At 34.3% G+C, this 26,712-nt stretch carries 25 protein-coding genes; 8 read left to right on the forward strand and 17 right to left on the reverse strand.

Annotated elements, in window-relative coordinates; all coding sequences use genetic code 11:
• Window positions 1-31 precede the first annotated feature (31 nt).
• The 7 genes from ACZIYX_RS05005 to ACZIYX_RS05035 form a co-directional block, all read right to left on the reverse strand.
• The gene (locus ACZIYX_RS05005) at window positions 32-1,213 is read right to left on the reverse strand and encodes a hypothetical protein (RefSeq protein WP_462681104.1); all 1,182 of its coding nucleotides are present in this window, start codon (window positions 1,211-1,213) and stop codon (window positions 32-34) included.
• A gap of 18 nt (window positions 1,214-1,231) precedes the next feature.
• Entirely contained in the window at window positions 1,232-2,605 is a 1,374-nt protein-coding gene (locus tag ACZIYX_RS05010) for a PKD domain-containing protein (RefSeq protein ID WP_462681105.1), read from the reverse strand.
• Window positions 2,605-5,841, reverse strand: coding sequence for a T9SS type A sorting domain-containing protein (locus ACZIYX_RS05015; RefSeq protein WP_462681106.1), 3,237 nt, complete (start codon window positions 5,839-5,841; stop codon window positions 2,605-2,607). The genes ACZIYX_RS05010 and ACZIYX_RS05015 overlap by 1 nt, the downstream gene beginning before the upstream one ends.
• Before the next feature lie 2 nt (window positions 5,842-5,843).
• Window positions 5,844-7,925 (reverse strand): hypothetical protein, encoded by a 2,082-nt coding sequence (locus tag ACZIYX_RS05020; RefSeq protein WP_462681107.1) that lies wholly within the window; start codon window positions 7,923-7,925, stop codon window positions 5,844-5,846.
• On the reverse strand, window positions 7,925-12,727 hold the full coding sequence (locus tag ACZIYX_RS05025) for a hypothetical protein (RefSeq protein ID WP_462681108.1): 4,803 nt from the start codon (window positions 12,725-12,727) through the stop codon (window positions 7,925-7,927). The genes ACZIYX_RS05020 and ACZIYX_RS05025 overlap by 1 nt, the downstream gene beginning before the upstream one ends.
• 590 nt (window positions 12,728-13,317) lie before the next feature.
• On the reverse strand, window positions 13,318-13,791 hold the full coding sequence (locus tag ACZIYX_RS05030; protein ID WP_462681109.1) for a hypothetical protein: 474 nt from the start codon (window positions 13,789-13,791) through the stop codon (window positions 13,318-13,320).
• A gap of 721 nt (window positions 13,792-14,512) precedes the next feature.
• On the reverse strand, window positions 14,513-14,830 hold the full coding sequence (locus ACZIYX_RS05035; RefSeq protein WP_462681110.1) for a hypothetical protein: 318 nt from the start codon (window positions 14,828-14,830) through the stop codon (window positions 14,513-14,515).
• A gap of 408 nt (window positions 14,831-15,238) precedes the next feature.
• Here ACZIYX_RS05035 and ACZIYX_RS05040 point away from each other — a divergent pair, with 408 nt between their 5' ends.
• Window positions 15,239-15,643, forward strand: coding sequence for a helix-turn-helix transcriptional regulator (locus ACZIYX_RS05040; protein WP_462681111.1), 405 nt, complete (start codon window positions 15,239-15,241; stop codon window positions 15,641-15,643).
• On the opposite strand, the gene ACZIYX_RS05045 is transcribed toward ACZIYX_RS05040, so the two are convergent.
• Genes ACZIYX_RS05045 through ACZIYX_RS05055 form a run of 3 tightly spaced genes read right to left on the reverse strand, consistent with a single transcriptional unit; the run spans window position 15,640 to window position 16,794 of the window.
• Entirely contained in the window at window positions 15,640-15,879 is a 240-nt protein-coding gene (locus ACZIYX_RS05045; RefSeq protein ID WP_462681112.1) for a hypothetical protein, read from the reverse strand. The genes ACZIYX_RS05040 and ACZIYX_RS05045 overlap by 4 nt on opposite strands.
• Window positions 15,876-16,673 carry a hypothetical protein gene (locus ACZIYX_RS05050; RefSeq protein ID WP_462681113.1) on the reverse strand — a complete coding sequence of 266 codons (798 nt, stop codon included), beginning with the start codon at window positions 16,671-16,673 and terminating at the stop codon, window positions 15,876-15,878. Before ACZIYX_RS05050 ends, ACZIYX_RS05045 begins: the two co-directional genes overlap by 4 nt.
• A complete protein-coding gene (locus ACZIYX_RS05055; RefSeq protein ID WP_462681114.1) occupies window positions 16,639-16,794 on the reverse strand; it encodes a hypothetical protein in 156 nt (51 codons plus the stop codon). The genes ACZIYX_RS05050 and ACZIYX_RS05055 overlap by 35 nt, the downstream gene beginning before the upstream one ends.
• Window positions 16,795-17,466: 672 nt before the next feature.
• Between ACZIYX_RS05055 and ACZIYX_RS05060 the strand changes: the two genes are divergently transcribed.
• From ACZIYX_RS05060 to nadD, 7 genes are all read left to right on the forward strand, one after another.
• Window positions 17,467-17,691, forward strand: coding sequence for a hypothetical protein (locus ACZIYX_RS05060; protein ID WP_462681115.1), 225 nt, complete (start codon window positions 17,467-17,469; stop codon window positions 17,689-17,691).
• Between the two features lie 3 nt (window positions 17,692-17,694).
• Complete coding sequence (locus ACZIYX_RS05065; RefSeq protein ID WP_462681116.1) at window positions 17,695-18,291, forward strand: hypothetical protein; 597 nt, start codon at window positions 17,695-17,697, stop codon at window positions 18,289-18,291.
• A 212-nt stretch (window positions 18,292-18,503) separates the two neighbouring features.
• Window positions 18,504-19,055 (forward strand): CopD family protein, encoded by a 552-nt coding sequence (locus tag ACZIYX_RS05070; protein WP_462681117.1) that lies wholly within the window; start codon window positions 18,504-18,506, stop codon window positions 19,053-19,055.
• Window positions 19,056-19,061: 6 nt separating this feature from the next.
• Window positions 19,062-19,610: an N-acetyltransferase family protein gene (locus ACZIYX_RS05075; RefSeq protein WP_462681118.1), complete on the forward strand. Its 549-nt coding sequence runs from the start codon at window positions 19,062-19,064 to the stop codon at window positions 19,608-19,610.
• Between the two features lie 347 nt (window positions 19,611-19,957).
• On the forward strand, window positions 19,958-20,815 hold the full coding sequence (locus tag ACZIYX_RS05080; RefSeq protein WP_462681119.1) for a YicC/YloC family endoribonuclease: 858 nt from the start codon (window positions 19,958-19,960) through the stop codon (window positions 20,813-20,815).
• Window positions 20,816-21,388 carry a guanylate kinase gene (gene gmk, locus ACZIYX_RS05085; RefSeq protein ID WP_462681120.1) on the forward strand — a complete coding sequence of 191 codons (573 nt, stop codon included), beginning with the start codon at window positions 20,816-20,818 and terminating at the stop codon, window positions 21,386-21,388.
• 174 nt (window positions 21,389-21,562) lie between these two features.
• Window positions 21,563-22,144: a nicotinate (nicotinamide) nucleotide adenylyltransferase gene (nadD, locus tag ACZIYX_RS05090; RefSeq protein WP_462681121.1), complete on the forward strand. Its 582-nt coding sequence runs from the start codon at window positions 21,563-21,565 to the stop codon at window positions 22,142-22,144.
• 3 nt (window positions 22,145-22,147) lie between these two features.
• On the opposite strand, the gene ACZIYX_RS05095 is transcribed toward nadD, so the two are convergent.
• The 7 genes from ACZIYX_RS05095 to ACZIYX_RS05125 all read right to left on the reverse strand — a co-directional run bounded on the left by ACZIYX_RS05095 (window position 22,148) and on the right by ACZIYX_RS05125 (window position 26,609).
• A complete protein-coding gene (locus ACZIYX_RS05095; RefSeq protein ID WP_462681122.1) occupies window positions 22,148-22,777 on the reverse strand; it encodes a hypothetical protein in 630 nt (209 codons plus the stop codon).
• Window positions 22,778-23,034: 257 nt separating this feature from the next.
• Window positions 23,035-23,430: a hypothetical protein gene (locus tag ACZIYX_RS05100; protein ID WP_462681123.1), complete on the reverse strand. Its 396-nt coding sequence runs from the start codon at window positions 23,428-23,430 to the stop codon at window positions 23,035-23,037.
• A gap of 125 nt (window positions 23,431-23,555) precedes the next feature.
• Window positions 23,556-24,575, reverse strand: coding sequence for a phenylalanine--tRNA ligase subunit alpha (pheS, locus tag ACZIYX_RS05105; RefSeq protein WP_462681124.1), 1,020 nt, complete (start codon window positions 24,573-24,575; stop codon window positions 23,556-23,558).
• A 103-nt stretch (window positions 24,576-24,678) separates the two neighbouring features.
• Window positions 24,679-25,035 (reverse strand): hypothetical protein, encoded by a 357-nt coding sequence (locus ACZIYX_RS05110; protein WP_462681125.1) that lies wholly within the window; start codon window positions 25,033-25,035, stop codon window positions 24,679-24,681.
• A gap of 113 nt (window positions 25,036-25,148) precedes the next feature.
• Window positions 25,149-25,403 carry a hypothetical protein gene (locus tag ACZIYX_RS05115; RefSeq protein ID WP_462681126.1) on the reverse strand — a complete coding sequence of 85 codons (255 nt, stop codon included), beginning with the start codon at window positions 25,401-25,403 and terminating at the stop codon, window positions 25,149-25,151.
• Window positions 25,400-25,732, reverse strand: coding sequence for a hypothetical protein (locus ACZIYX_RS05120; protein ID WP_462681127.1), 333 nt, complete (start codon window positions 25,730-25,732; stop codon window positions 25,400-25,402). The genes ACZIYX_RS05115 and ACZIYX_RS05120 overlap by 4 nt, the downstream gene beginning before the upstream one ends.
• Before the next feature lies 1 nt (window position 25,733).
• Window positions 25,734-26,609 (reverse strand): hypothetical protein, encoded by an 876-nt coding sequence (locus tag ACZIYX_RS05125; RefSeq protein ID WP_462681128.1) that lies wholly within the window; start codon window positions 26,607-26,609, stop codon window positions 25,734-25,736.
• Window positions 26,610-26,712 lie beyond the last annotated feature (103 nt).

Consider the following 26,712-nt stretch of genomic DNA (forward strand, 5'->3'; position numbering starts at 1 on the left):
TTCGTTAGGTTTATTAGAGTACTATATTGATCTATTGTAGCGTAAATGGGATCTCATTGGTTTCAAAATGTTCGCCTTCCCAGTTAAATGTAAATTTTACTTTATACTCTCCTGAAGGGAAATCAGATGTCGCCACAGGAATTTGGAAATAGGCAAAACGAGCATAATGCAAGCTTGGAAACTCTTCTAAGCCTCCTTCAAAAGGCTTGCTTGATACACGGTCATAAGCTAAACAATGTTCGCCTATATTCGTCAATTCATCTTGTAGGATATATTCTTTTCCATCGGATATACGAGTAATGATTGCATCACTTTTTTCTGTTAATCCTGGCTTATATATCAATCCTACATTGGAGCGTTGCGTAGTGAAAAAATGTCCCTTAAAAGATACATAATGAGCATCTGTTGTACATTCTGAAGGAGTACGAACCTCATTAGCAGAAACTTCTTCTATATGGGGTTTTTTGTTAAAGACTCTTATTTTAATTGGGGCATTAGCATCTTTACTAAGAATATTAATTTCACTTGTCGGATAATGATAGGTGCTTCCTGTTTTAATTCCGATATAATAGTCTCTATAATATTCATAAGGGGTGTCTGGTATAATATCTTCCTGAAGCTTAAATTCTATACGATCTTCCAATATTTTTAAATCCAACGTAGGAATGCTATCGTTAGGATCCTTACTATTTACCAAGTAAATCTCTGATGTATCCGTATTGGTATCTGTTTTATATAAAACATGAGAAAAACCTTCGTGCGAATAGACATACCTATGATATCCTGATACCCCTTCTAGGTATGTGCTTACTACATAAGAATTTGTAGCTCTTGTTAATTCGAATAAAGAAGGAGTAAAGAACTCTTCTCCAGAAACAAAATCTATTTCTGTCCCTTTAGGGTATTCATACACAATTTTTATTTCATAAGGATTTACGGGGTTAAGGTCATTAATTACCAAATCCTTTTGTACAGGATAGCGTTTTTCTTTAGAAGTTTTTTTGTTAGTAATAACATAAAAAACATCCAAATTGGAGCGATTTATAAGTTCATTAGTATATGATATGGTAACCCCTTTGGGAGTAAGTTTACCTACTGTTATTTTAACATCATTACCATAAACCCCCGTAGTTTCTATATCATCATTAGAGGAACAGGAAACAAGACCTATTATTGTAATGAAGGCGATGCCAATTAATTTTAAAGATTTCATAAGTGTATGTGTTTAAATTTAAGTTGATTTTTGTTTTTGTATTTTTATATCGGTTTCTATATAAGAGTTTTGCCCATCGTCAACAAACCTTTTAATTTTTATAGCTCCTTTTCTTCCGTCTGCGGTTTCAAAAAGGACAACCCTTGGCACTACCAAGTTATCAAAAGGCTGGAGTCCTGGAATATTTTCTGTAACGGTAATGCTTTGTAGCCTATTATCATTTTGCATTGCATCAAACTGAGCAACGGTTAGGGATGCCCCACAAGCGCAGGCTTCCTGTGTATTGATAAATTTGGTATGTGCAGCATTGGGCAAAAGATCAAAAGTAGTGTCTGCTAAATCATCCGGAGCATAAAAACGGTTGAAACCAAAATCCGCGTTCAGCCCAAAAAACACAAGGTCTATCCTGTTCCCGTTTTCTTCTGTAAGTTCTGCCTTTGTATATACTTTTTCTGTATATGCCGAAAAGAAACTACCTATAGTATTTGTGTTGTGTGCGGTATTGATACCAAAACGAATGCCTGTAAACACTTTTATATTGGTATCTGCCACTACTGTGATTTCTTTGGAAACCAATTTTGTTTCTTTTCCGTTAGAGGCAATCAAAGTCATTTCATGTGTTCCTGGTGTATTAAAGACCACTGTTGGGTTTTCTTCTTCTGTAACAGAAGGTGCCCCTCCTTCAAAAACCCATTGATAGATCGTACTACTGGTACTTTTATTTTGTAGTTGTAACTTTACGGGGACTTGCAAGTCTTTGTCCTGAAAATCCACTTTCCAATCAAAATCTGCCACCAAATATGGTTGCACAGTAATTGTAGTGTCTTTGGTATAAGTTTCCCTTTCGTTAGATACTTTTAAGGAAATCTTATGTTCTCCAGGAGTGGTAAATTCCACTTTTGGAGGAGTTTCTATAGCAGATGTTGGCGGGTTTCCTCCTTCAAACGTCCAAGCATAAGAAGAAGCTCCTTCCGTTTTGTTTTCTAAAGTAACCGTAACTGGGGAAAAATGGTCGGTTTCTATCTTTGCTATAAAATCAATACGGACTGGAGCATCCAGATCCAGAGTAATGCTCTTTTGATCTTCTGCCCTGTCCCTGTTGTTTGCATATAAAGTAATGGTATAGGTTCCAGGGGTATTATAGACAATTGCCCCAGGATTTCTTTGCTTGGAGGAAGCAGGACTTCCTCCTTCAAAAGTCCATTCATAATCATCTGCTCCTTCTGTTTTATTAATAAGTACTACTTGTACTGGTACAGAATAATCGTTCTCTACAATTACCTCTTCAAAATCTACCCTTACTGGTACAATTTCTTCTTTGCTACATCCAATTAGTGAAAAAGATAACACTAGTAGTATACCTAAAAACGATATGTTGTTCGTGTTCTTCACTATTTAAAAATTATTTTTCGAATTTCGTCTCCTTTTGGGGTTTCTAAAACCAGTAGATATGCTCCTGTAGCATTTTCCATGGTATACTCCAATAAATATTCCTTTTGTCCATCCTTTCTATTTTCCATTTCTATAGAATTACTGGTCAGGTTAAACATACGCAATGCTATGGATGCTGCTTCTGCTAACGCTATTTTTACGGTAAAGTTTCCATCTGTGGGGTTAGGGTATATTATAAATTCTTCGATAAAAGGGCTACGCGCATCTCCTACATTTGGGAGTTTTATAGCTTCTTCTACGATAACTGTTTTCTGGTATTCCGCGTAACAATCCCCTTGATAGGTACGCAAGGTAAAATCATATACTCCCGGTTCTTCAAAAATTACTTTTAGCTTGTCCTTGTTTTCTTCTATAACCTCAATGGGAGCAGATCCTGGCAAATACCATTCTACCAATTCTCCATTTGGGGTACTCACATTCACCAAAGTTACCTCATTTCCAGTAAATGCCTGAGATAATACGACCACATCTGCATCGATAATTTGATCAGAAACCTCTATTTGTACCCTGCCAACTCCCATACATCCTGCGGAAGTGGTTACGGTAGCAGTATATACCCCTGATTGTTTTAAAGATACATCGGGGCTATTACTGGTAAAACCATTATCTGCTTCCCAATGGTAGATAGCTTCTGGATCGCTTATCGAAATATCTAAAGACAATTCCTGATCTGCACACAAAGTTCTGTTCTCTCCCAAATCTACTACTAATGGTCCAGGATCTTCCAGTACAACTTCTAAGTACGTAGTACAATCCCTTGCATCCAATAATTCAAGAATATAGGTTCCTGCTACCAACCCCTGAAGATTGGTTGTGGTTTGTCCATTTTGCCATATATATCGGTATGGGGGAACTCCTCCGCTAGCTTCAATACGAATATGTCCATCACTCCCTAAATGACAGGTAGGATTTTTTTGCTCCAAAACCATAGCTTGTAGACCATTTGGTTGTTCTATATATATAGGTTCACTAGCCTGACATCCATTGGCATCTGTTACATAAGCCACATATTTACCAACAATAAGTCCAGAGATTCTATGGGTGGTTTCTCCAGTAGACCAGGAAATCTGGTAAGGAGGTGTTCCACCCTCAATAAATGCTTCTGCCCATCCATCCTGACCGCTGCTACAAGTAATATCATTTTTCTGAAAACTGATTTTCAATAATTCCGGTTGTTTTAAAAAATAGGTACTGTCTTGTTCCCGGACCAATAAGTTATTTTCATAGTCCCCCAAAACAATATTATTGGCATCCTTTATATTTACGGAATAAGTCCCTGTGTTTAAATTTCTGGCAATGCTGTCGCTTATGGGTAACACTTCCCAAACCCCTGTATCTGGGTTTTGTTTTTTCCATGTGTAATAATAGGGTAAACCTCTATTATCAAACAGTTGTAATCTAACCCCTCCAATGCCATGGACTATTAATTGACCATTACTGGATTCATCTGCAAATTCATTTTGGTCGTTGCACAATATAGATTCGGATTCTTCTATGGATACCTCTAAAGGATCCGGTTCAAAAAGTTCATATTCTGCATTGGCTATGGTACAGGTATTTTTATACGTCGCGGGGATATAGTTTTTATCCCATACCGTCAAATAATATTTTCCTTTTGGGATATCGGTAAGGGTTAAAAAATATCCCTGTCCAGATACTATTTGTTCGGTAACGGTAGTAAGAAGGATATTATTTGCGTCTCTCCATTCATAGGTATAGGTTCCGTTATCTGGTGTCCCCCCAAATACGCGGGCTTTGATTTTACCATTAGTAAAGCCATAGGCAGTAGGATCGGCAGAAGCATCGGTATCAAAAACGACCTGCAAGGCTTCGGCAGGTTCATTTATAATTGCAGTCATAACAATTTCTTCTCCTTGATTAGATCCCGTTTGAAATTCTGCAACACAATTATTTTTATCCTTGATTTTAATATGATAGGTTCCTTCTGTTAATCCACTTTCTGTATGGCTATTTCCAGAAGAAAAAAGTTTCCAATTCCCTGTCCAGGCTTCGGAAGATTTTTTTATCTCGTACTGATATCCTCCCACACCCCCAGAAGCACTAAAATATATTCTCCCATCACTTCCTCCCTTACAAAAAACAGGAGTTGTGTTTTCTGAAGGAATATTCATAAATATAACAGGTGTTTGGGGAATTATAGGTTTATCTAACCAATAATCACTGCTATCAGAAAACAAAGGAATTCCATTGATACCACTAGTCACTTTAAAACGAAAGTTTCCAGAGGGTAGATCTTCAATAACTAATGTTCTATTATTTAAAACTTTGATATCATCGATGTTTTTTACTGGAAAATAATCTCCATTACTTATAATGTCCAGATTTAAAATTTCCACACTAAGCGCTTCGCCAGGGCGTAAATCTCTGTCAAATCGTATGGTTGCTTTTGCATCTTCAGTATCATAGCAAATAGGGGACTGAACTTGTATGTTTTCAATTTTTGGTGCAGAAATACGATATTCGTATTGAATAGGATTAGAGTATGGTGTACTGGAACATCCCGTATTAACTCTTATACTGATGTCTTTTCCATGGAAAGCATCAGATACTCCTGAAATATCATTCCCTTTAATACGTAAAAAAGGTTGATTTTGGTATGTTGTAGGAAAAGATTGAAAACTTCCATTATCTAAAGCATACTCCCAATTATAGTAGGTATCGTCTACTCCATTGGGAAGTGTTATATCTATATAATCTTCTCCTCCAATATTATTGGGTACAGGGGGTTGTAAGGTTATCACAGGTCTTACAGAAACTTCGTAAAATCCCGTAGCAGAAAAAACAGAAGAATCCATTCTTTCCATAAGATAAAAACAAGTACTGGAATTCACATCAACAATTGCAGTTATTCGTTTTTCAAAACAATTAGGGAAACCTTGATTGGAAAGTACTTTAATTTTTACCGAAGTAATTTTCTTGTTAGTTCCAAAGGTACGCTCTACATCTTGATCGTGCAGAAGCCCTTCGAATAGTATTTCTTCTGGACTTCCATCATCATACTCTAAAGAGATTTTTTCCAATCCTCTAGGTACATTACAAACAGCAGGAATAAATGCATTAGCTTTTACCTTGATTTCGTAATAAGCATCATTTACTTGCGACCAGCAAAGCTGGAAGAAACTGCTTAATAGTAAAAAACAAATTATTTTTTTCATCATTAATAATTTACATCAATGGTTTTAAAAGTTGCAAAACTACCCGTATCAACAATAGGTTTTAAATAATAGGTGTACTTTGTATTAGGATACACCTGACTATCTTCTATCGTATTTTTGGATACTGGTAATTGTACAAACAATTTTGGTTTTCCTTGATTTTTGGATTTATAAATCGCTATTTCTTTTACTTTATCCGTATTTGCAACCCGCCAAAACAAAACAATACTTCCTTTTTCAGCATGGATTTCTGACCGTAGCCCCTTGATCATTTCTTCAGGATTAAAATGTACTGCACTAAGCGTAATTGGGGTAGAGGGCGCAGAGGTAAGCCCACTATGATCCTCTGCAAATATTGCATATCGGTATTTCTTACCACTTATGGTAGAAGCATCGATATAAGAGGAAATGGTATCGGTTTGAAAAATGATTTGCCACTTTTTTTCCTGTTGCCCTATATCTTGTCTATACAATATATGTTTTGCTACATCTGTACTACTACTATTCGCCCAGGATAGAAAGATACCATCCTGTTGAATTTTATATTTAGAAAATACTGGACTGTTGGGAGGGACTTTATCGGGTTTGGTCAAGATAAGTTCCTCTGAATATTCTGACATATTAAAGCGTTGGTCTACAGCAACTACACTGTAATAGACTTTGTTGTTTAAGGAAGCAATGGTAACGGTGTCTATAAATTGGTTTTGTACTATAGGATCGACAGTAATCTGCGAGAGTTCTTCTCCTTTAAGATTTCCTCTAAAAACGCGATACCCTAGCATATCTTTTTCGGTATTGGCATTCCACGAAAGAATTACCACCCCTGTAGTATCAATGACTCCTTTAAGACCTAATGGAGCTTGTGGTGGAATGGAATCTATCGTCTGGACAAATACTGCCAACGATGTTTTTTGAGAACCATTGTTCCCTTTGGCGGTAATGGTAAAATAATTAGAAGGCTCCAGATCGGAATAAGTGTATTCCCGTAGTGTTTTTCCGATAGCACTTACTACAGTGGTATATATACCATCTGCTTTAGAAGCACGGTTAAGATCAAAACCTGAAATATCTTGTTCTGCTTCTTTTGGAAATTCCCACTGTATTTTTGCAGATCCATCTGTACGTAATTCCCCTCGGGTAATATGAGGTACTTTTTCTAATGGTTTTATACCTTCTGCTTTAACAACGGTAGAAGGTGGACCCGTTTTACCAAAAGTAGAAACCCCTTTTACCCTATAATGATAGGTTTTTCCATTTTGAGGAATGGTATCCATATAGATCATTCGCTTGGCAGGCTTTTCTGGTTTGTCATTCATATTTACCAAAGGAGTGTCTCCTAACTGGTTAAATTGTACTCCATCTTCAGAACGTTCTATAAAATAGGAAGTGTAAATAGGTTTAAACATTTCATATTCCCAGGTAAGCATAATGGTTTTATCTTGTCCTACCGCAATAAGATCAATAGGAGCAGGTAAAGGTTCTACTTTTGCAGGTTCTATAACTACCGTTCCTGTTTGTATAAGAACAATGGTTTGCGGAACCATTGCGGTAATACGGTACAAATATTTTTCATCGGTTTTTGCAGTAGAGTCTACATAACCATACCCCGCCAGTTTCGCTGCCTCAAAATTCATGTCCGCAGCAAATAAAGCAAAAGAAAATCGTTGTTCCAGCTCATTTGCTTTATTTAGGATTTGCATCAACCCGCCTTCTTGATTTCCTTCTACTGCAAAGCTTTCTCCATATATCGCCTGAGCAAGAATGGCTGCGTAGTCATTTTGTTCAACCAAGGATTGCCATTGTTCTAACGGTTGTGCTTTTACAGGAGATGAAGTCAATATTTCTTTTTCTGGTTGTGCCAAAACCTTGCCACTTCTGGCAACAGTAAATCGTTCTATTTGAAAACCATAATCATTTGCTCTTTTCCAGGCAATAGGTTGGTCTACCGCCCATCGCAATAAAACAGTACTACCTTGTGCAGTTGCCATAACCTGTACAGAGGGTAAGGAAGCTTTTTCTTGGTCTTGTTGCCCAAAAACCCATCCAAAAACCAAAATCAATAGAATAGTTGTTTTTTTATACATTATCGCATGGTATTAGTGTGTTTGAACATATAGGTGGTCTTTGTTGTTTTTTTATTGCCTGGTAAGGTATAATATAAGGTAACATTATATTTCCCTGAGCGCATATACCAGTATCGATTATCTAAAATAGAGATCAAGGTATTAGGGCGTACCAGTTTTCCGTCTACATAATCATTCAATACTTGATTTTCGATATCCCTAAAATCCATATAGTATAGTAATGGAAGGTTATAACGGTATGGGAATGTAGTAGCTAACAAGGCGGTGTGGGATTGGTTTTCCAGTCCTGTACGATAAAAGCTTAATACAGGTATTGCTTTTTTAGGTCTAAAACCATACTCTTCTATATCTCTGGATAAGGTATAATTCCCATTTTGAGGATATACCTGATATAGTACTGGATCAATATCCTGTGTGAAATAGGTATCCTTTAGATCTGCTTCTATTTTTACCAAAGGAATATGCTCTGTATATTCATTCCCTGCAATTTCCAGAATCTCAAAACCTTCATGGGGCTTAATTCGAGATACCAGATATACAATATCCGAACTTAGGGTAGTGCTCCAAAGATGATCCGTTACCGAAATACTCTTGACTTTATCCACAAAAGTATTGTGCTTGCTAGAAGCAAATTCATAGTTCAACCTTTCTATAGATCCATCCTGAGAGACATTATCTGCTGTTTGTGTAGTTATCTCGACGGTGTTGTCTGCATTTAGCTCATTGGTTCGTGTTGTAGATTGATTGGAAGCACTAGATCCACCCTGTTTAGGCAGACTAACAATCTGATACTGGTACTTCGTGTCTTTGTCTAAACGTGGTAAGGAATATTGCACTTCATTTATTCCAGTATTATATGCAAATTTTGGGGTTTGTACTTTCCCTGTTTCATCGGTAATCCATATTTCACTTTTCCATTGTTGATCATCAAAAAGGTAATCTTGTCCCCGTCTTAATTGGATGTATCCATTTTTATATTCATCACGATAATACTGCTTTTGATCTACTATTGGGTATGCATATTGGATATTATGAAGGGGAATATAGGTAGGAGCTTCGCCAGTTACAAAACTTCTGGTTTCGGTTTCTATTGCTTTTTTGCCATCTACCATAATGGTTTTAAAAATACCATCTATTTTTTCCTGAAAACTCACTTCTACTTCTACTTTATGTGATGTGCTGGGAGTAAGTATATCTTCTGAAAAGAAGGTGGCCCTATCTTTCATATAATTCCATTCCAGTTTTCCTGGTACTTCTTTACCACTGGCATCCAGCACCCTGAATTTTTCTAAAATAACTTTATAGGTTTTATCCGATTCATCTTCAGGAATAACAATAGGTTCTCCCACTTTCATACTAAAGGTAGCTTGCGGTGCTGCAAATACATCTACATCGGTACTTCCTTCTTTAGGGGTAAGGTCAGCAATCATTTTCACCCCTCCCAGTGGAGAAATATTATCCAGTTCACATTCTTTACCAATGGTAACTTTAAAACGGAAACGTCCTTTTACCAATCCCCCCAAAAGATTGTAATATCCTCCTGCATAGCCTCTAAACCAAAATGGATTGGGTCCTTTTCCTTGCATCAAAATAGCTGCACCACCTTTGATGATCGGGATTTTCTTTTTGACAAAAAATAATTTGATCCTGATCCCTAGTTCTCCTTGCAAATAGGCATAGGATTGTCCATTGGCATACCATCCATCGATACCTATAGGATCTCCTGAACCAACACAACGTGCCTCACCATAATCCTTTAGCATAATATCAAATCCAACCCCAGCCATAAAACGGGCATATAGGATTAAAAAATTCATATCCCCCGTATCAATTTTAAAATCTGCTCCAAAAGCAAAACCACGTCCATCCCCCAATGCGTTTAAATCACGCATATAATCTAATTGATCTGCTTCTACGCCTAATATTTCTGCAACTTCTGGCGGTGGTGGCGGACTACCCGGGATACGGTCCCCGACCATAAAGTAGCCCCCGGTTTCTATCGAAAAACTACCTATCCCCATTTTTAATCCCAGACGGTCTGTAGGGGTTCCCATGTGCATATACCATTCCTTTGGGGAAATATGAACAACACCCCATCCTGCACGCCCCCCCGATGCACGGCCTTGAACTATCCCGCCCCCCACATTTACATATATGTCTAGTTGGGCATGAAAAGATTTGTTTACAAAATCAAACTCCATCCCTAACTTTGCGCTAATGGATGCTGCCAGACTTAACTCGGCTTCATACTCCATATCGGCTTTATCCAAAAACGTTTTTCCAGATTTACTGTCCATTACTTTATTGACCAATTCATTACTCGCCATATCCCCAAGTTTTTCCGTAAGCTTGCCTACAGGATTAGGGATATCAAAAGCTTTCATCACAGAGGCTTCCCCAAAGAAGCCCAATCGGTTTACACCACCTTTGGTATTAAATTCTATTTCAAAACCTGCTCCCACTGCAACGGCGGTTTCACTTCCTATGGAGCCAAACACCATTGCTTTTACCCCCAGACTAGTAGATTTGTTTGGGATATAAGAAAGCCCTGAAGGGGAAAATTCGGTAATATTACCATCAGGCCTTTTGGTCATTTTATAAAATGCCCCTCCTGCAAAGCCTGTAATGGTAATGGGTCCTGCTTGTATCATTAGTCCATGTACCGCAGCATCTACATACCAATATCGAAAATCTTTCTTCCCAAAAATGGCTTTACAGTTTATAGGACCAAATTTCCCAAACGTTCCTGTTATATTGGCTTCAAAACCATTGCCATATTCGGCGTCGTTGTTCATAAGGGTCAACCCACCTTCCAGTTGTACAGCGCCCATATTGGCTTTGATATGGATTCTGGATAAGTCTATACGGTCAAATTTCCATTTCTGTTTATAGTTTTCTTGCTGGAACTTGCAAAGAATCCCTAATCTTGCATCCGCAGCAAACCCTTTACTTTCTTTGCCCATCAGGTTGATCATAAAATCAAAATAAATAGCTGCTCCTTGCTCATTGGAAGTCAATGCTATATTACCTATGGAAACGGGGAAATTGCCAACTTTTACTTCTCCTTTATATCCAAAATACCCTACTTGTAATATGGGGGATTCTGTTTGTAATACAAGATCTTGAAATTCTATTCCTTTAAATGCAATGGCTTTTTCTTTTCCATCTTCCATTTCTTTTTCTGAAGTATTGTTTTCATTTTCGTTGATATCCGCAGAAATGGCCATATCCCCATGTAAAATTGCTTTAGGACGAAAATTACCATCCTGTACCCTTAATTCTACAGAAGAGTTGGGAGCGAGCCTTGCTTTGGCTTTCCAAATATTAAATTTGATTTCGTTTAAAGAAGATAACCGCAACATAAACTCCTCTTCAGAAATTAACCCCGAATAGGCTAATCCTTTGGTTTTGTTTTGTGTTGTGCCTTGTGCTTGTTCTTGTAATTTATCGGAGACAGGTAGTAGGATTTTTCCATCAAAGGATGCCCCCACAAACTTGTTGGCAGCCAATTCTAAACCTAACTGATCCACAGACATTGCCCAGGCATTATTTTTGTTTGTCCTACCTTTGGACAAAGGGATGATATTATCTACGGTGAAATACCCAGACAATCCGTAATCATCAATGATCATGTGATAGGCTTCAAAGGATACTCGTTGTTTTTTAGAGATACTTTCGTCGGTTTGGAAAGGTTCTGGCATTCCTATCTTTAAGGATTCCACATAAAAACCCCTCCAGCTTTCCACGCTAGGGAACAAAAGCCCGTTATCGTGATAAAATTGTGGAAAATTATCATGTAAAGTTCGTCTATCGCTAAAATCAAAAATGGCTTTATTTACAGAGAACATAAATGCTTTCGGCATACTGGTAAGTACAAATGGCGACAAACTTACTTCGGCAACAATATCGTTCCACCCAGAAGCAATAAGCCCAAAATTACCAGTAACCCGGTTAGGAATTGTTCTTGTTTTTCCGTCTGCTCCCGTGTATGGACGTGTTTCTGGTAAAGGTTCTCCATTAGTTCCTACGGGAAGGATCATATCCCTGGAAAACTGAACCTCGGCTTGTATGCCCAATTCCTTTAGCCCATCACAATCCATATTAAAGTAAGTGAGATTTTGTACATTCCCAGTGTCTAAATCCATTCCTCCTTTTAAGGTAAGAAGCCATTTTCCCCCGTTCCATGGGATATGTACATCACCCAATAATACCAGGTTTGCATCTCCTATAATACCTCCTTTATGGGTCATCTTTAGGTTGTTTGCCCCAAAAAATAACTCGATCCGTTTTCCATCTTTATCCGTCTGCGGAAGGGTTATTCTCGCAAATGCTGTAAATTCTATATATTGGGTGTTTACTGTAGCGTTTACTAATCCTAATTCCACTTTTGTTCCATCTTCTTCATTACCATCCTCATCTTTTGGGGTATAGGTGATCCCTAGTGGGAGGGTTTGTATATCTTCGTTACGAAAGGAATCCACCCATTTGCCTTCTGCCTCAATCTCTTTGAACATGGCAGCAACCTTTTCCCGACTGGCTTGGATTTTTCTGTCTTGCTGGTATTCTTTATCTAAAAGGCTGTACGTGAATTCTGGTCTGGAAATAGTATTGGTATTGGGTACCGATAGTGGAAATTCTTTTTCCAGTTTTTCTAAAGAAACAATAGAGGTTTTGGACGCTATGGAAGAGGAATATCTATGGTCAATACCAGAAAGGGTGTCTTTTTCTGTGCCAGAAAAGGCATACGTAGAGGCGACCAATAGAAACGACCATATAAGGCTACATTGTAGTTTTATAGGCATATAGGTTTTATTTTGAGGCGTTTTGGCTAACATGAGTACAAATATTTAAAATAATTGGTGTCCCTGAATTTTAACATCGTGCCCTTGCGACGACAAATGTACATGGAGCAATTGGATGTGACAATACCCAGAGCAGGGGTAAAATCCCCTTTTTTATATAAAGGAGTGGTACATAAAAGGGGAAATATTCCTTTTTTATATGGTTTTTATCAAATTCTAAAAGACTAACTATCAGTATTTTGCTTATTTTTAAGTCTGTTAAAAACATGCCTTATTATCTGTTTTTGAAATAAAAAAATATTTTTTCATCTTTTTGTCATTTTGTTAAAATTGCTGTTTTTCAGTATACTGCTGTATACTATAATGTTGCAAAATTAAAGGGTAAAAGTTTCATTTTTTGACATTCTTGTTTTTTTATGAAAAATGTTTTACAAAAAGCTAAACTACGGTTTGTCCGTAACATATATTTATGGGAATCCGTAATCGATTGCTTCTGTGTACTTCATAATGAAAATCATTTTGGTTAAAAAAGCATAAGTAGGGGTTCATGAGCGTATTTGATTTGGGGGTTGGGGGTTGGTACACAAAAATTAATATGGGTCGATTTGATCTAACAACTCTAAGAACCGTAAACGACCCGTTACGGGGTTCTTACTTTTTGGGGGGTGTTTTTTCAAAAAATCAAAGACTATAGCTTCCAGATGGGATTCTGCAAAGGTCATTCTCAGGTTTTCCTTGGTATAGTTCATTAGCTTTAATTGCCAGGGTGTGATAAAATACATGTGCTCCCCGCAAAAAAAATCGGGCAATAAGGTTTTGATCTTATATATTTTGATATGTTGGCAATGATCGTGCAGGTAGCAATACCCAAAGCTGTCCACTGCGCTGACATTATTTATAGAAGTGTTTTCTATATGCTTTTTAATATCTTCATATTGTATAGGGCTTTTAAAATCCCGTAGCATGGTCTCTATTTTTAAAAGGATATCATATATGTCTATCTTTTCTAACCCGTTTAATTGTTTAAAAACGTTCTGGATGATGGTATCTTCGTGTGTTATCATTTTGGTGGTCAATAGTTATTATTTTATTTAAAGGTTCAAAGGTTCAAAGGTTCAAAGTCTCAAAGAATCAAAGTTTCAAAGAAGCAGAGAATCAGAGACAAAGGATAACCTCGGACTTGTAGCTTTTACATTTTTCCCATCCCCAACCCTTCCCAAAGGGAAGAGGGCTTTTACAGTATCTCAAAACTCATGGCTAGCGGGCTTTTTTTAAGCTTCTTACTTTAAAATTTTACATTTCGCGGTTTTGTATTTTACATTTGTATACTTCCGGCTCCCGACTTCCTGCATTGGACTTCCGACATAGCACAAAGACATCCGGGTACTTTGGCAACCGATGGAATTAAGCAAGCTCGCTGAAAAAAACAAGGCACTTCCCCAAGCGCAAAGCTTTTTTATATCAGCAACTTACCTACAAGTTACCTCCATACCCAGTATCCTTGCCAGGAAATACATAAGCTCTATTCTAATATAGTTCCCTGTTTTACTGCTTGTTTTTCGTATTCCAATACTTCTATTTTTTTAATTTTTCACGTATTAAGCAATAACAAATCCTGTAAAAAGCCATAGTAGTAGTGTATATTTGGATTCCATTTTTTTAGGTACTATTTTAACACACTTAATATTAGTAAAAGGGTGCGGGGGCAATCAATAAACATAGGGCTTTAACACAAACTCAACTTAACTAAAGTGCTAGATCACCCCCGCGATTCCTTTTACCCACTTACTCTGACAATATATGTAAACTGGTCAAGGGTAATGTATGGGTTGGTATAATTGCAAGGGTATGAAAACATAGTGCTTCTCCTTGTGTTATACTATCTAATGCTAATGGGGATTTGCGTATGGTATTTGCTATATCAAAGGCGGTTTGCCCTTGTTTACGGCAATCTTTAATCCATTTGCGCAATAAAACTGCATAGCTTTTATACTGGTCTATAGAATGGTTAAAGTGCCATTGCTCTATATGCAATAGTTTTAGTACCTCGCCTTCAAAGATTCTGCCCTCTTTTTCTGGACTTGATTTTACAATTGTTTTCATATTTCAATTTATTTGGGTTATCAATTCTTTTATTTTGGTAGTTGTTATTTAAAACATCCTTTTGATAAAATCCTCTATAGCTTTAATTACTGAATCATCAAGTTTTCTATTATACTTTATGAACTTTTGTAATTTACCTCTTTGGGTGTTGATTTCTCGCTCTAGTGCAGTTATGTTCAACACGTGAGAATAAGTGATAATCCAGTTCTCAATCTTTTTTCTGCCTTTAGGTCTCAAAATATTTAATCTATTTTTAACTTAAATGTGGAAATTTCCACATTTTATTTTTTTTATAAAGTAAATAAGTGTCGATATACTTTATATCTTTGTTAGAGTTAGACAAATATAATAAAATTATAGCTTATTAATAAGCAAAAGTTTAATTTTTTTTAAGCTAAAACATTATAAATGAAGGAAAAAATCAAAGAGATAATGGATTATTACGGTCTTAATCAGAAAGAATTTGCCCTTAAGATTAATGTATCTCCTCAAACAATTAGTGATATCATAAAAGATAAAAGGAATGCAGGAGATAAAATTACTCATGGGATTTTAGAAACCTTTGATGAAATTAATCCATTATGGTTAATAAGAGATATTGGAGAAATGTTTTTGGATAATGAAAAAATGGATCAAATCAAAAAGAAGAAAATCGGTAAATCTCTTCATTTTAACAACCTAGAAGAACTTGCTTTATTTTGCGCAAACCATGAAGATGAACTCATGAAAATAAAGGTATTTTCTAATATTATTGAAAAAAATGCTACCGCAGAAGTATTAAAGCTTGTGAAAAATTTTAAAGGACTTAATTAAAAAGCTGATTCTATTTTAATATTTTTTAAAACGAAGATTTGAAATTCTGAAATAGATTGGAACCTAGATTTTGCAATATTATATAAATCATCAACTATACTATCAATTTCCTTTTGCTGTCGTTTTAAACACTCTTCGATATCTCTATCAATTTCCTTTTTGAGATCTTTTTGAACAAAAGATAAACCAAGCGTATCTTTTTTAATAATATTTTTCCCTTCCCTATAATTTCTCATTTTTTGGATAGTTTTTCGATTTCTCCTAAATAATCACTAATAAACTCTCGACGATCATGTTTACTAATATATTTCCTTTTCACATCACTTGTGATAAAGCTTAATAAATCTTGGATTTTTATCTTAAGATTTAATTGGGATAAAGCGAAGAAATATTTTCCAACAATAAATGCAACTAATGCTCCAGAAATAGCAAAAGATAATTGCATAACGATATAAGTAGTTTCAGGTAAATCTCCTTTAGGATAAAACACCCAAACAACATAAAATAAACCAGTTATTGTGCCTACAAAACCAAATGCTAAAATGACTTTTCTAAAAAAAAGATCTTGTTCCTTATTAAAAAGGAATAATAGAAAGAAACCTAAAAAAACAGCAACTACTGGCATTCCTAAATTAGCAAAGAAAACTTTTAAAGTCCTAAAGCCGAAAACTTTATCTTGTTTTTTGATGTTTTGTAAATTAATAGATAAAGCCTCTGATTCTTTTTCTAGTTTTTGAATTAGTGGTACATATGTACTAATTTCAGTATTAAATTCTTGGTCATTTATTACTTTTTTGTGATAATCGTAAATAATTGATCTAAGTTGCTTTTCAGCAATAAGCTTAGCATTATCTATCTTGTTATAAGCATTCGTTGCATTAATTACTGATATGCTTTTTACAGGAAAAAAAACTTGCAAAAAGGGAATTGTAAATGTGGTTATAATGAAAATTATAACCACAATAGCAAACAAAAATGATCTTACTTTTTGTTTTTTACTCTCCGTCTCTGTCTCCGATAGCTCCTGCATCGTCTTTATCAATTTGTACTATCTCTATATTTGAAATTTCATTCTCTACAGGTTCAGCTTCACAACTTACAAATCCACTAGAAACACAAACGATAAATAATAAATAATAAATAGTTTTCATGACTAAATTTTTAAAGTTATATCTTCTAAAGATAGAATTTAGTCCTAACCTCTTATTATAATTTTACTACAATTTGCTTCAAATAAAAGTATAGCTTATTAAACATTATTTGTGAAGTAAAATTAATACATAAAAAGAAAAAACAATTACGGTTAAACCACAATTTTACAAGAAATATTTTGCTTATAAAACAATAGCTTACGGCTTCCCGTAATTTCTTTGGTAGCTCTTAATATGACTTACCTAATAGAGTGTGATAAAAAATAAAAGTGTGTAAAAAAGCACATTTGTATAAAATAAGGAAGATTATTTTATGTTTTTTCTCGTTTAGAAAAAGACAAATAATTTCTGCCATCTATTCACTTATAGAAAAAAAACAGGATTATTTTAAAGTGCTTTTTAGCTGTTAAAATAATATCATAATTTAAAAAACATGATATTTAATTATTGGTGTTTGGTGAATTATAATTTATTAAATCCTATATCTCGTTTACCTGACATTTTTTAGATCATTTCCTGAATAATTTTCTCTTCAGATTTTCGGTTGTTTTGTCATAAGGGGGTTATTTTGCCTATTGGGTAATATCTTTTTTTTCTCCAGACAGGTACTTATAAAAAATGGCGGACTATTTTGTACTTTTGATATTATAACCAATTTAATTACCCTGTTTTATGCGCCTGTTTAATGTGTATGTTTCTATAAGAAAAGGCTCTGGTTCTGAGTGGTATCCAAAAATCTTTACAGTAGAGTATACAGATTTGGATTTTGATATATCGACAGAAGATTTAAGGGAGTGGGCAAAAGAAGATGTTAGAAGTCAATTAAGAGCTGCAATGAAGGATAGCCTAAATGAAGAGAATTGGATTATAGAAAATGTAGAATTAAATAAAGCGTAATAAATGAAGAATTTTGTAATGAAAGATGATTTTAAAGAGGACTATGGCTTTGAAGCGCGTTTGGCTACTGAAAATGAAATAGACATTCTTTCTGGATATCTGGCAAATAGTAAATGGGAGGATTATAAACAAAGCAAAAACTCTTTAGGGTTAGAAACATCTACCAAGGAACAAGAGCATTTTATTATAAAAGAAAAAGCTATTATTCTTGAGTTGATAGGATCTATAGTGGTAGTGCAAGAGTATAAGAAATTTAATGTTTCCATTTTTGTGTTTAATTATATAGAGGAGCACGATAAAAATAGTATTTTATCTATGACTTTTAGGGTGCTACAAACCAAAAGAGGAATGGAGAAACTAGAATCGGAGGATGTTATTTTTAACCTAAAATCTCTTAAAGAGCACCCATACCATAAAAAACAGACTAAAAAAGGCAGACATGATCGCCCAAAGAATGAATCGATACAAAAGACTATTGTAATTAGAAATTACCTAAAAGTTAACCCTAATGAAAATAGAGATATTGTTTGCAATAAATTCGGCTTGTCTAAATCAACCTATTATAGAACTTTAAAATGGTTAGAGAATAGGAAGAATTGAAGAAGCTATTATATACCCTAAAAGAGTATGAAAAATTATATTTTAAAAGCAGGGTTTTTAAGCAGGGTTTTGCTACTAAATGTGTACTTTTGTACACCCCTTAAAAAGAAAAACCCCTATATATAGGGGTTTAGATTCACACCTTCAAGGTTTTTGCAAACCTTGAAGGTTTAGACAAGACGAGAGAAATTTTAGGTGACCAAAACAAAAAAATGCTGGAATATTATAATTACATAAAAGCTTTGCACCTAATCTTTGTGATTACTTGGTTTGCGGGGCTATTTTATATCCCAAGATTGTTTATCTACCAGATTGAAGCTTTTCAAAAACCTTCACCAGACAAAGAAATCTTGAGTAATCAATTTAAGTTAATGGCAAAACGTCTTTGGTTTATTATTACCTGGCCTTCTGCGATTTTGGCAACTTTATTTGCTGTTTGGCTGCTTATTTTAATGCCCGGTTGGCTAGAACAACCCTGGATGCATGTAAAACTAGGGTTTGTGGTATTGCTTATAGCATATCACTTAAAATGCCACCATATCTACAAACAGCTGCAAAAGGATGTTATTAAATGGTCCTCTGGTAAAATGCGAATGTGGAACGAAGGGTCTACCATTATCCTTTTTTCTGTTATATTTTTGGTAATTGTACGAGATGCCGTAAACTGGGTGTATGGGGTAATTGGCATTCTGTTTTTAGCGATATCCCTTATGATGGGCATTAAACTTTATAAAAAAATTAGGGACAAGAACCCCAACGCATAGTATATATTGAACTTTATCCCAAAAACATACCGTACCAGATCAGGGAACCCTCTTTTAATTAGAGAAGCAACCCCGGCAGACGCTAAGCAATTATTAGCATTAAAACTAGAATACCTTAAAGAAACCGATACCATTCCTTTATTTGATTATGAATACAACAATACTATAGAGCAAGAAGCAGAATTAATTGAAAAATTACAAAAACAGCCTAATTGTCTATTATTAGTAGCAGAAAGTAATGGAAATCTTATAGGAAATATCGATGTTACAGGAAGTTGGCGTAAAAAGATGCAACACACTGCCATGATTGGCATGGGAATTCATACCCAATGGCAAAATCACGGTATAGGTACTCTTTTGATTCAAAATGTATTAGAATGGTCCAAAGAAAATACAGTATTAAAAATATTATGGTTAGAAGTGTACGCAACTAATACCGCAGGTATTGCTTTATACAAAAAAGTTGGATTTGTACACTCTGGATGTGTTCAGGATTTTTTCCTCGAAAGAGATAATTATATAGACAAAATTATAATGACCACTAAGATTGTTTAACATTTTAGCTTTATTCTACAAAACAACTGAACCACTAATTATTTAATCGATTATCATCCGTTTTCGTACCTGAAGTTGATTGTTTAATCAAAAACTAAAAATGTTATGTTATGCTTTCGACACAAACCCTCAAGGTTTTTTGAAACCTTGAGGGTTTAATCCAATTTGTTAAATAGGGTTAAATTGTAAAAGAAAAGAACAAAGCGTAAAACATATCTTTTTTAGAACTTAGCCAAATTAATTTATAAACTGCTAATCTAAAATGGTGGTTTATACCTTGTAGATAGTAGTTACGTATGCTACCTCGACAGTTTTCCTTATCTTCGTGCAACTTTTAGTATTATTATATGATTAAATCTATGACTGGCTTTGGGAAATCTATCCTTCAGCTACCTACAAAAAAAATAACTATAGAGGTTAAATCCCTTAATAGCAAAAATTTAGACCTTAACGCAAGAACACCCTCTCAATATCGTGAAAAAGAGTTACAAATGCGAAACACTATTGCAAAAGCTTTAGAAAGAGGCAAGGTTGATTTTGGATTATATGTAGAAGCAACGGGAGAAGACACTTCTACCAAAGTTAATGAAGCAATTGTAAAAGAATATATCCAACAATTATCTGCAATACATAACGGAGATGCTTTAGAGTTAATGAAAATGGCAGTACGTATGCCTGACGCCCTAAAAACAGAGCGTGAAGAAATAGATGAAGAAGAATTTAAGGCAATCGAAACAGCTCTTGCAGATGCATTAGTAAAAATTGAACAATATAGAATTGACGAAGGAAAAGCTTTAGAAAAAGATTTTGCTATACGTATTAAAAATATAAGCGAACTACTAGAACAAGTAATACAAATGGATCCTGAGCGTATGGATAGTGTAAGAGAGCGATTGCATAAAGCGGTTTCTGATTTAAAGGAAGAAGTAGATCAAAATCGGTTTGAGCAGGAATTAATCTACTATCTTGAAAAATTTGATATTACCGAAGAAAAAGTAAGACTATCCAATCATTTAGAATATTTTGACACTACGCTGAATTCTGCTGATTCTAACGGAAAAAAACTTGGTTTTATTACACAAGAAATAGGTAGAGAAATCAATACCATAGGAAGTAAATCTAACCATGCGCCTATGCAACAATTGGTAGTACAGATGAAAGATGAGCTCGAAAAAATTAAAGAACAATTGCTAAACGTATTGTAAATGAACCAAGGTAAACTTATTGTACTTTCGGCACCTTCTGGAAGTGGAAAAACTACTTTAGTCAAATATTTACTTCATAAAGAAGAGCTTAATCTTGGGTTTTCTATTTCTGCGGCATCCAGAGAACCAAGAGGAGGAGAAATTCATGGAAAAGATTATTATTTTTTGTCCTTAAGAGAATTTAAAGACAAAATTAAAGGTGATAAATTTTTGGAGTGGGAAGAAGTGTACAGGGATAATTTTTATGGGACTTTAAAAACCGAAGTACAACGGCTTTGGGACAAAGGCAAACATGTTATTTTTGATATTGATGTAGTGGGAGGTTTGGATATTAAAAGAATATACCCGGACCGAACCCTGGCTATTTTTATAAAACCACCAAGTATTGAAGAATTAAAAATCAGATTAAAAAAACGCAAAACCGAATCGGAAGATAAAATCAATATGCGGGTTGCCAAAGCCTCTACAGAAATGGCTACAGCTCCTCAGTTTGATGCCATTATTACCAATGATGATTTAGAAAAAGCTAAAGATGAAGTATATCAATTAGTTCGTAAATTTATTTTAAAATAATAGACATTATTGTTTGAATTTGTTGGGAAAGAAAATTAAGCGGAACAGAGCTAGTATTTTTTATTCTGAAACGGGGAGATAAAAACCATTTTATTACCATAAATTCAAAATGATAAACAAAATACCCATTAGTCAAAACCCAACCTTTTAATTAGGTTAAAGCCTTCTTTTTCTATGAAAAAAATCGGTTTATATTTTGGAACCTTTAACCCTATTCATATTGGTCATTTGGCAATTGCTAACCATATAGCTGAATTTTCTGATCTAAATGAAATATGGATGGTTGTTACTCCACACAGCCCGCACAAAAAGAAAAAAACATTATTAGATAATCATCATCGTTTTGAAATGGTCTACAGGGCTACACAACCCTATCCCAAAATAAAACCATCTGATATAGAATTTAAACTCCCCCAGCCTAATTATACAATCTATACACTTGCCCATCTTCAAGAAAAATATCCGGATTATGAATTTCATCTTATTATGGGCGAGGACAACTTAAAAAGTTTCCATAAATGGAAAAATTATGAGGTTATCCTGGAAAACCACAATATCTATGTATATCCCCGAATTGCAGAAGGAATAGTAGAAAACCAATTTACCTGCCATCCAAAAATACAACGAATTGAGGCTCCTGTTATGGAGATTTCTTCTACTTTTATTCGTGAATGTATTGCCAATAGAAAAAACGTAAGACCCTTGCTTACGGATACTGTATGGCAATATATAGATGAAATGGGCTTTTATAAATAATAATTATTCTGGTTGCAAGGTTTGCTTTATTCTTTTAATAAGCCTGTGTACTCTACCACTACCTCCGGCTATAATACCCGCAGTAAGAACAATATCTATGGTTTGGATTATTGTAGTCTGTATTGGCATGGGTTCTGCCTCTAATCCACTAAACAATATACCTGACATAAATCGTAGTCCTGAAAAAGAAAGAATCAACCCTATCACAAAAGCGATTATAGTCATTTTTTTTTGCCTTTTTAACCCCATAGTTATCAACAATTCTTCTAATTCTTTTTTTTCTTTCATTCTTTTTGCAATTTGATCCTGCCGGGGTTCATTAACAGAAGGGGCTGGGTTCGCTATTATGGCAAAATCTACAGGGGTATTTGTACTTTCTAAAAATTTATCAATATCGGCTATTCGATCTTTACTTTGTATTTTAATTTTTTCCTCGGGATCTGTCACAAAAATCTCTATAAATTGTTCTACTACCAACATAATTATAGATAAATAACCAAGCATTGCTACTACATTTCCAGGAGTTAAATGGGATAAATCAATAGCTGGCAATTGCTTTTCAAAATATATAAAACCTGCTATTGCAAGAACAGCGAAGATAATTGCTATTGGATTTTTATAAAGCGCTTTCATGGTTTAAGAGTATGGTGTATAAAAATACAAAAATATATAAGACCCTGTTGCTCATAAGTTAAGAACCACTACATTTTATAACAATCCTTAAATAAAATTGGTATAGTACCTAATAGGTTCTAAAAGCATGCTAAAAATGTAAGGTTTCTTTTTTCCTGCCTGAAATGATAAAACTCTTACGTAACCAAAAAATAGTCGATTTTCTTTTTCAGTAAAGCCAAAGTATAAATGGTATAAGAAAGGATGGTGTACAAAATTTATTTTATCAAAACTCCACGCTGCTCCATTACCGGTAAATCTTGAAAAGCATTTTCATTTATAGTATTTTGTTCAAATAAATATTTTTTATCGTATAACTTACTATCTGCAAAAAAAGTTACAGAAAACTCGTTATTCATGCTTAACAGTTCTTCTTGTATCATTTCAATTTTGGAAAAGGATTTTGGTTCTATTGTTCCTATACCGTGTCTTAAAAGAGAAGTTTTTCGGTCTTCATCATATCCTTTTGTTACTACAAGAACCATTTCTATTACAGTATCCCGATCATTGATTATATATGCATTCCAATCCTGGGCCAAAAACTCATCATCCCACTCTTTAACAACTGCAATGTAGACACCTTCTACAACAGGTATCTCGATGTCTTTTTTCATTTTGTTTTTTCTTGTTATTTTTACACCTTATCTGTTTTGGCAACACTTTAAATTACCAAGTCTTTATTTTGGTTTTTAAAATAGACCTGAGGGGCATGTAGCCTGATATTTTTATGACAAAATAATTATAATGCAGACTTAAACTGTTGTAAAAAACGCACATCATTTTCACTAAGCATTCTAATATCTGAGATCCCATAAAGTAAAAGCGCTATACGGTCAATACCCATTCCAAAAGCAAAACCACTATATTCTTGTGGATCTATATTACAGTTTCTAAGCACATTGGGATCTACCATTCCACAACCCATAATTTCTAACCAACCTGTACCTTTGGTCATTTTATAATCGGTTTCTGTTTCTAAACCCCAATATACGTCTACTTCTGCGCTTGGTTCGGTAAATGGAAAATAGGATGGTCTTAATCTAATTTTAGATTTACCAAACATTTCGGTAGTAAAATACTGCAACGTTTGCTTTAGATCGGCAAATGAAACGTCTTTGTCTATATATAGTCCTTCAACTTGATGAAAAAAGCAATGGGATCTTCCTGAAATAGCTTCGTTTCGATACACTCTCCCGGGAGATATAGTTCTAATTGGAGGTATATTGTTTTCCATATACCTAACTTGTACAGATGATGTGTGTGTACGCAATAAAACATCTGGATTGGTTTGGATAAAAAAAGTATCCTGCATATCTCTGGCAGGATGATATTCTGGTAAGTTTAGTGCTGTAAAATTATGCCAGTCATCTTCAATTTCCGGACCTTCGCTTACATTAAATCCAATACGGGAAAAAATATCGATTATTTGATTTTTGACCAAAGATATTGGATGTCTAGATCCCAAAGCAATAGGTTCTGAAGGTCTGGTAAGATCCCCGTAGATTCCATTTTCTTCATCTCTGGATTCTAATTGGTCTTTTAAATCTTTAACTTTTCCTTCTGCAGCTATTTTAAGGGCATTAATTGCCTGTCCAAATTCTTTTTTCTGATCATTAGCTACATTTCTAAACTCTGAAAAGAACTCGTTTATCAATCCTTTTTTGCCAGAAAACTTTATTCTGAAAGCTTCTACATCTTCTTTTGTTTTGGCTTTAAAGGCATTAACTTCTACTATATACTCTTTAATCTTATCAATCATTACTATTTTCTTAATAGAACGGCAAATTTAAACAATTTAGGCAAACTAAAGTTATACCACCTATTTAACTTTAAAACCCTAAACATTTTAAATAAAGCATTCATTACTCTATATATTCACTTACTAAGAAATAGTTTACAATAGCTTCTTTCATCAATACAGATTGTTCTCCTGCTTTAAGGTTGGGTAATTGCTCTTGCACTTTATAATGAGGCCAACCATCATCATCATAAAACTCAAATTCATAATACCCATAAGGTTCTAACAATCTACATATTGCTATGTGCATTAAATCTAATTTTTCGTCTTTTTTAAATTCTCTATGTAATTGTCCTAATTCTTGTACCCCTATTAAATATATAATACCATCCAAATCCAAATCTTCACCATTTGCAAACTGATCAGAGAGTTTTTCTACCAAAATCTCCCATCGTTCTTTTAATTTTTCGTCTCTAGCCATACTCTGTCCTGTTTTACTTATCTCTTTATTTAAGTACCGCAAAAATACTGTTAAACCAAAAGATGGATAGTACTAATTAAATAAATCTTATTAATTATAAACAGAAATCTTTTTTATTTTTTTTCTCCTTCTTCTTTTACTGAAGGAAAATAATGCCGAAATGCTTGATGAATAACCACCCCAAAAACTGCTTCTAAGGTTGCCAGTGCGGTAGTTTTTTCCCAAGATTGATTACAGTTTAGCAAAAAAATCAAAATAGCAACCATAATCCCTACAATAGTAACAGATAACACTGTTTTGATAATCAGGTTTGTAATAGATTTATAAACCTCTACTTGTCTGTTGGTCAGGTTTTTTAAGTTTTTCATTTTACTAACTGATAAAATTCAACTATTTCTATGTCTTCTTTTACAAAAACAAACTTTTCTTTTTCGAGATCCTCACAAATATCACAAATAATTTCATCCTTTATTTCTGATCTGCTATCATAGGATTTTATTAATCTTCTGCAATCCTCGTTAGAACAAAATACACCGACCTTTTTTTTAAAAAACTTCTCTTTTACTGCCATTTCGCAAAAAAATCTAGCCACAGTATAAGGTATCCGAAAAAAACTACGAATATTTTCGACATAAATCCTATCCGGATCTGTTTTTTCTAATATTTCTGCTCTTCTTTTCAAAAATTGCTGTACCATTTTAGTTTTTTAACAAAATTAAATCTACTAATTCTACAATAGCTGTACTGGTTTCAGGAAATCTGTTAATCGATATTTTTCCTCTGCAGGGTTCTATTGAAAACCTTTTTATAGCTACTTTTTCATGTAATACACTTAACACCTCTTTATCAATTGGAGACTCCATAATCTTTTTATAGATTTCAGGATAAATTACTTTTAAAGTATTAGTCTCGTCCATTGCCTCTGTAGAAGTAGATTTTGATTTCTTAAATTTAACATACGCTGCATCAACATAGTCATCTTTCCATAAGCTTTTGATTCCTTTATTCAAATCAGACTCTACAAATGTTATCCCTTTTGGCAATGATTCTTTAATTGCTTCAATATAGGTTTGTTCATCTAATCTTTTATTTAACAATACCAAATTATCTCCTTCGAGATTAGATAATGATCGTTCTAAAATATTAACACTTAATATCAAATATTTCTCAAATTTTCTAATTTGGACCGGAACATAAAAATGAACGTTTTCTTTTATGTTTTTGGTGGAATTAAAAACATCATATACTGTGGTAAATAATAGGTTATGTGCTTTTTTATCCTCTGTCAAAGTATCATTAATATAATTTGGGGGAAGTGGGATCCAATTCGATTTTATTTCCTTATTTGGGGAAACTATGTAGATATGTTGTTTTAAATATCCAAAATTGGCGAAGGAAAAATCTATAATCTGATTTTTTGAGAAGTTGTTAATAATCTTTTTTATCAGGTTATCTTGTCTTAATTCGCTTATCTCAAAATACTGTTTCAAAACCTTAACAGGAAACGCTTTTAATAATCTAAACAATAATATTTCAATTTCCAACATATCTTGATCTGTGTCTTTTACAAACAAAACGGATTTTTTATACCTGATATTAAGTACTTAAATCCCAAAGTTACGTATTTTAAAAATTATCTTTATAATTATTATAGTCGCAATATTACCTTGAGTGGCA

This window comes from Aquimarina sp. (assembly GCF_977115655.1).

Bases quoted from the DNA above. Each gene is read 5' to 3' on its own strand.
- ACZIYX_RS05005 (WP_462681104.1), bottom strand. From the start codon at position 1,213: ATGAAATCTTTAAAATTAATTGGCATCGCCTTCATTACAATAATAGGT.
- ACZIYX_RS05015 (WP_462681106.1), bottom strand. From the start codon at position 5,841: ATGAAAAAAATAATTTGTTTTTTACTATTAAGCAGTTTCTTCCAGCTT.
- ACZIYX_RS05020 (WP_462681107.1), bottom strand. From the start codon at position 7,925: ATGTATAAAAAAACAACTATTCTATTGATTTTGGTTTTTGGATGGGTT.
- ACZIYX_RS05025 (WP_462681108.1), bottom strand. From the start codon at position 12,727: ATGCCTATAAAACTACAATGTAGCCTTATATGGTCGTTTCTATTGGTC.
- ACZIYX_RS05030 (WP_462681109.1), bottom strand. From the start codon at position 13,791: ATGATAACACACGAAGATACCATCATCCAGAACGTTTTTAAACAATTA.
- ACZIYX_RS05035 (WP_462681110.1), bottom strand. From the start codon at position 14,830: ATGAAAACAATTGTAAAATCAAGTCCAGAAAAAGAGGGCAGAATCTTT.
- ACZIYX_RS05040 (WP_462681111.1), top strand. From the start codon at position 15,239: ATGAAGGAAAAAATCAAAGAGATAATGGATTATTACGGTCTTAATCAG.
- ACZIYX_RS05045 (WP_462681112.1), bottom strand. From the start codon at position 15,879: ATGAGAAATTATAGGGAAGGGAAAAATATTATTAAAAAAGATACGCTT.
- ACZIYX_RS05050 (WP_462681113.1), bottom strand. From the start codon at position 16,673: ATGCAGGAGCTATCGGAGACAGAGACGGAGAGTAAAAAACAAAAAGTA.
- ACZIYX_RS05055 (WP_462681114.1), bottom strand. From the start codon at position 16,794: ATGAAAACTATTTATTATTTATTATTTATCGTTTGTGTTTCTAGTGGA.
- ACZIYX_RS05060 (WP_462681115.1), top strand. From the start codon at position 17,467: ATGCGCCTGTTTAATGTGTATGTTTCTATAAGAAAAGGCTCTGGTTCT.
- ACZIYX_RS05065 (WP_462681116.1), top strand. From the start codon at position 17,695: ATGAAGAATTTTGTAATGAAAGATGATTTTAAAGAGGACTATGGCTTT.
- ACZIYX_RS05070 (WP_462681117.1), top strand. From the start codon at position 18,504: ATGCTGGAATATTATAATTACATAAAAGCTTTGCACCTAATCTTTGTG.
- ACZIYX_RS05080 (WP_462681119.1), top strand. From the start codon at position 19,958: ATGATTAAATCTATGACTGGCTTTGGGAAATCTATCCTTCAGCTACCT.
- gmk (WP_462681120.1), top strand. From the start codon at position 20,816: ATGAACCAAGGTAAACTTATTGTACTTTCGGCACCTTCTGGAAGTGGA.
- nadD (WP_462681121.1), top strand. From the start codon at position 21,563: ATGAAAAAAATCGGTTTATATTTTGGAACCTTTAACCCTATTCATATT.
- ACZIYX_RS05095 (WP_462681122.1), bottom strand. From the start codon at position 22,777: ATGAAAGCGCTTTATAAAAATCCAATAGCAATTATCTTCGCTGTTCTT.
- ACZIYX_RS05100 (WP_462681123.1), bottom strand. From the start codon at position 23,430: ATGAAAAAAGACATCGAGATACCTGTTGTAGAAGGTGTCTACATTGCA.
- pheS (WP_462681124.1), bottom strand. From the start codon at position 24,575: ATGATTGATAAGATTAAAGAGTATATAGTAGAAGTTAATGCCTTTAAA.
- ACZIYX_RS05110 (WP_462681125.1), bottom strand. From the start codon at position 25,035: ATGGCTAGAGACGAAAAATTAAAAGAACGATGGGAGATTTTGGTAGAA.
- ACZIYX_RS05115 (WP_462681126.1), bottom strand. From the start codon at position 25,403: ATGAAAAACTTAAAAAACCTGACCAACAGACAAGTAGAGGTTTATAAA.
- ACZIYX_RS05120 (WP_462681127.1), bottom strand. From the start codon at position 25,732: ATGGTACAGCAATTTTTGAAAAGAAGAGCAGAAATATTAGAAAAAACA.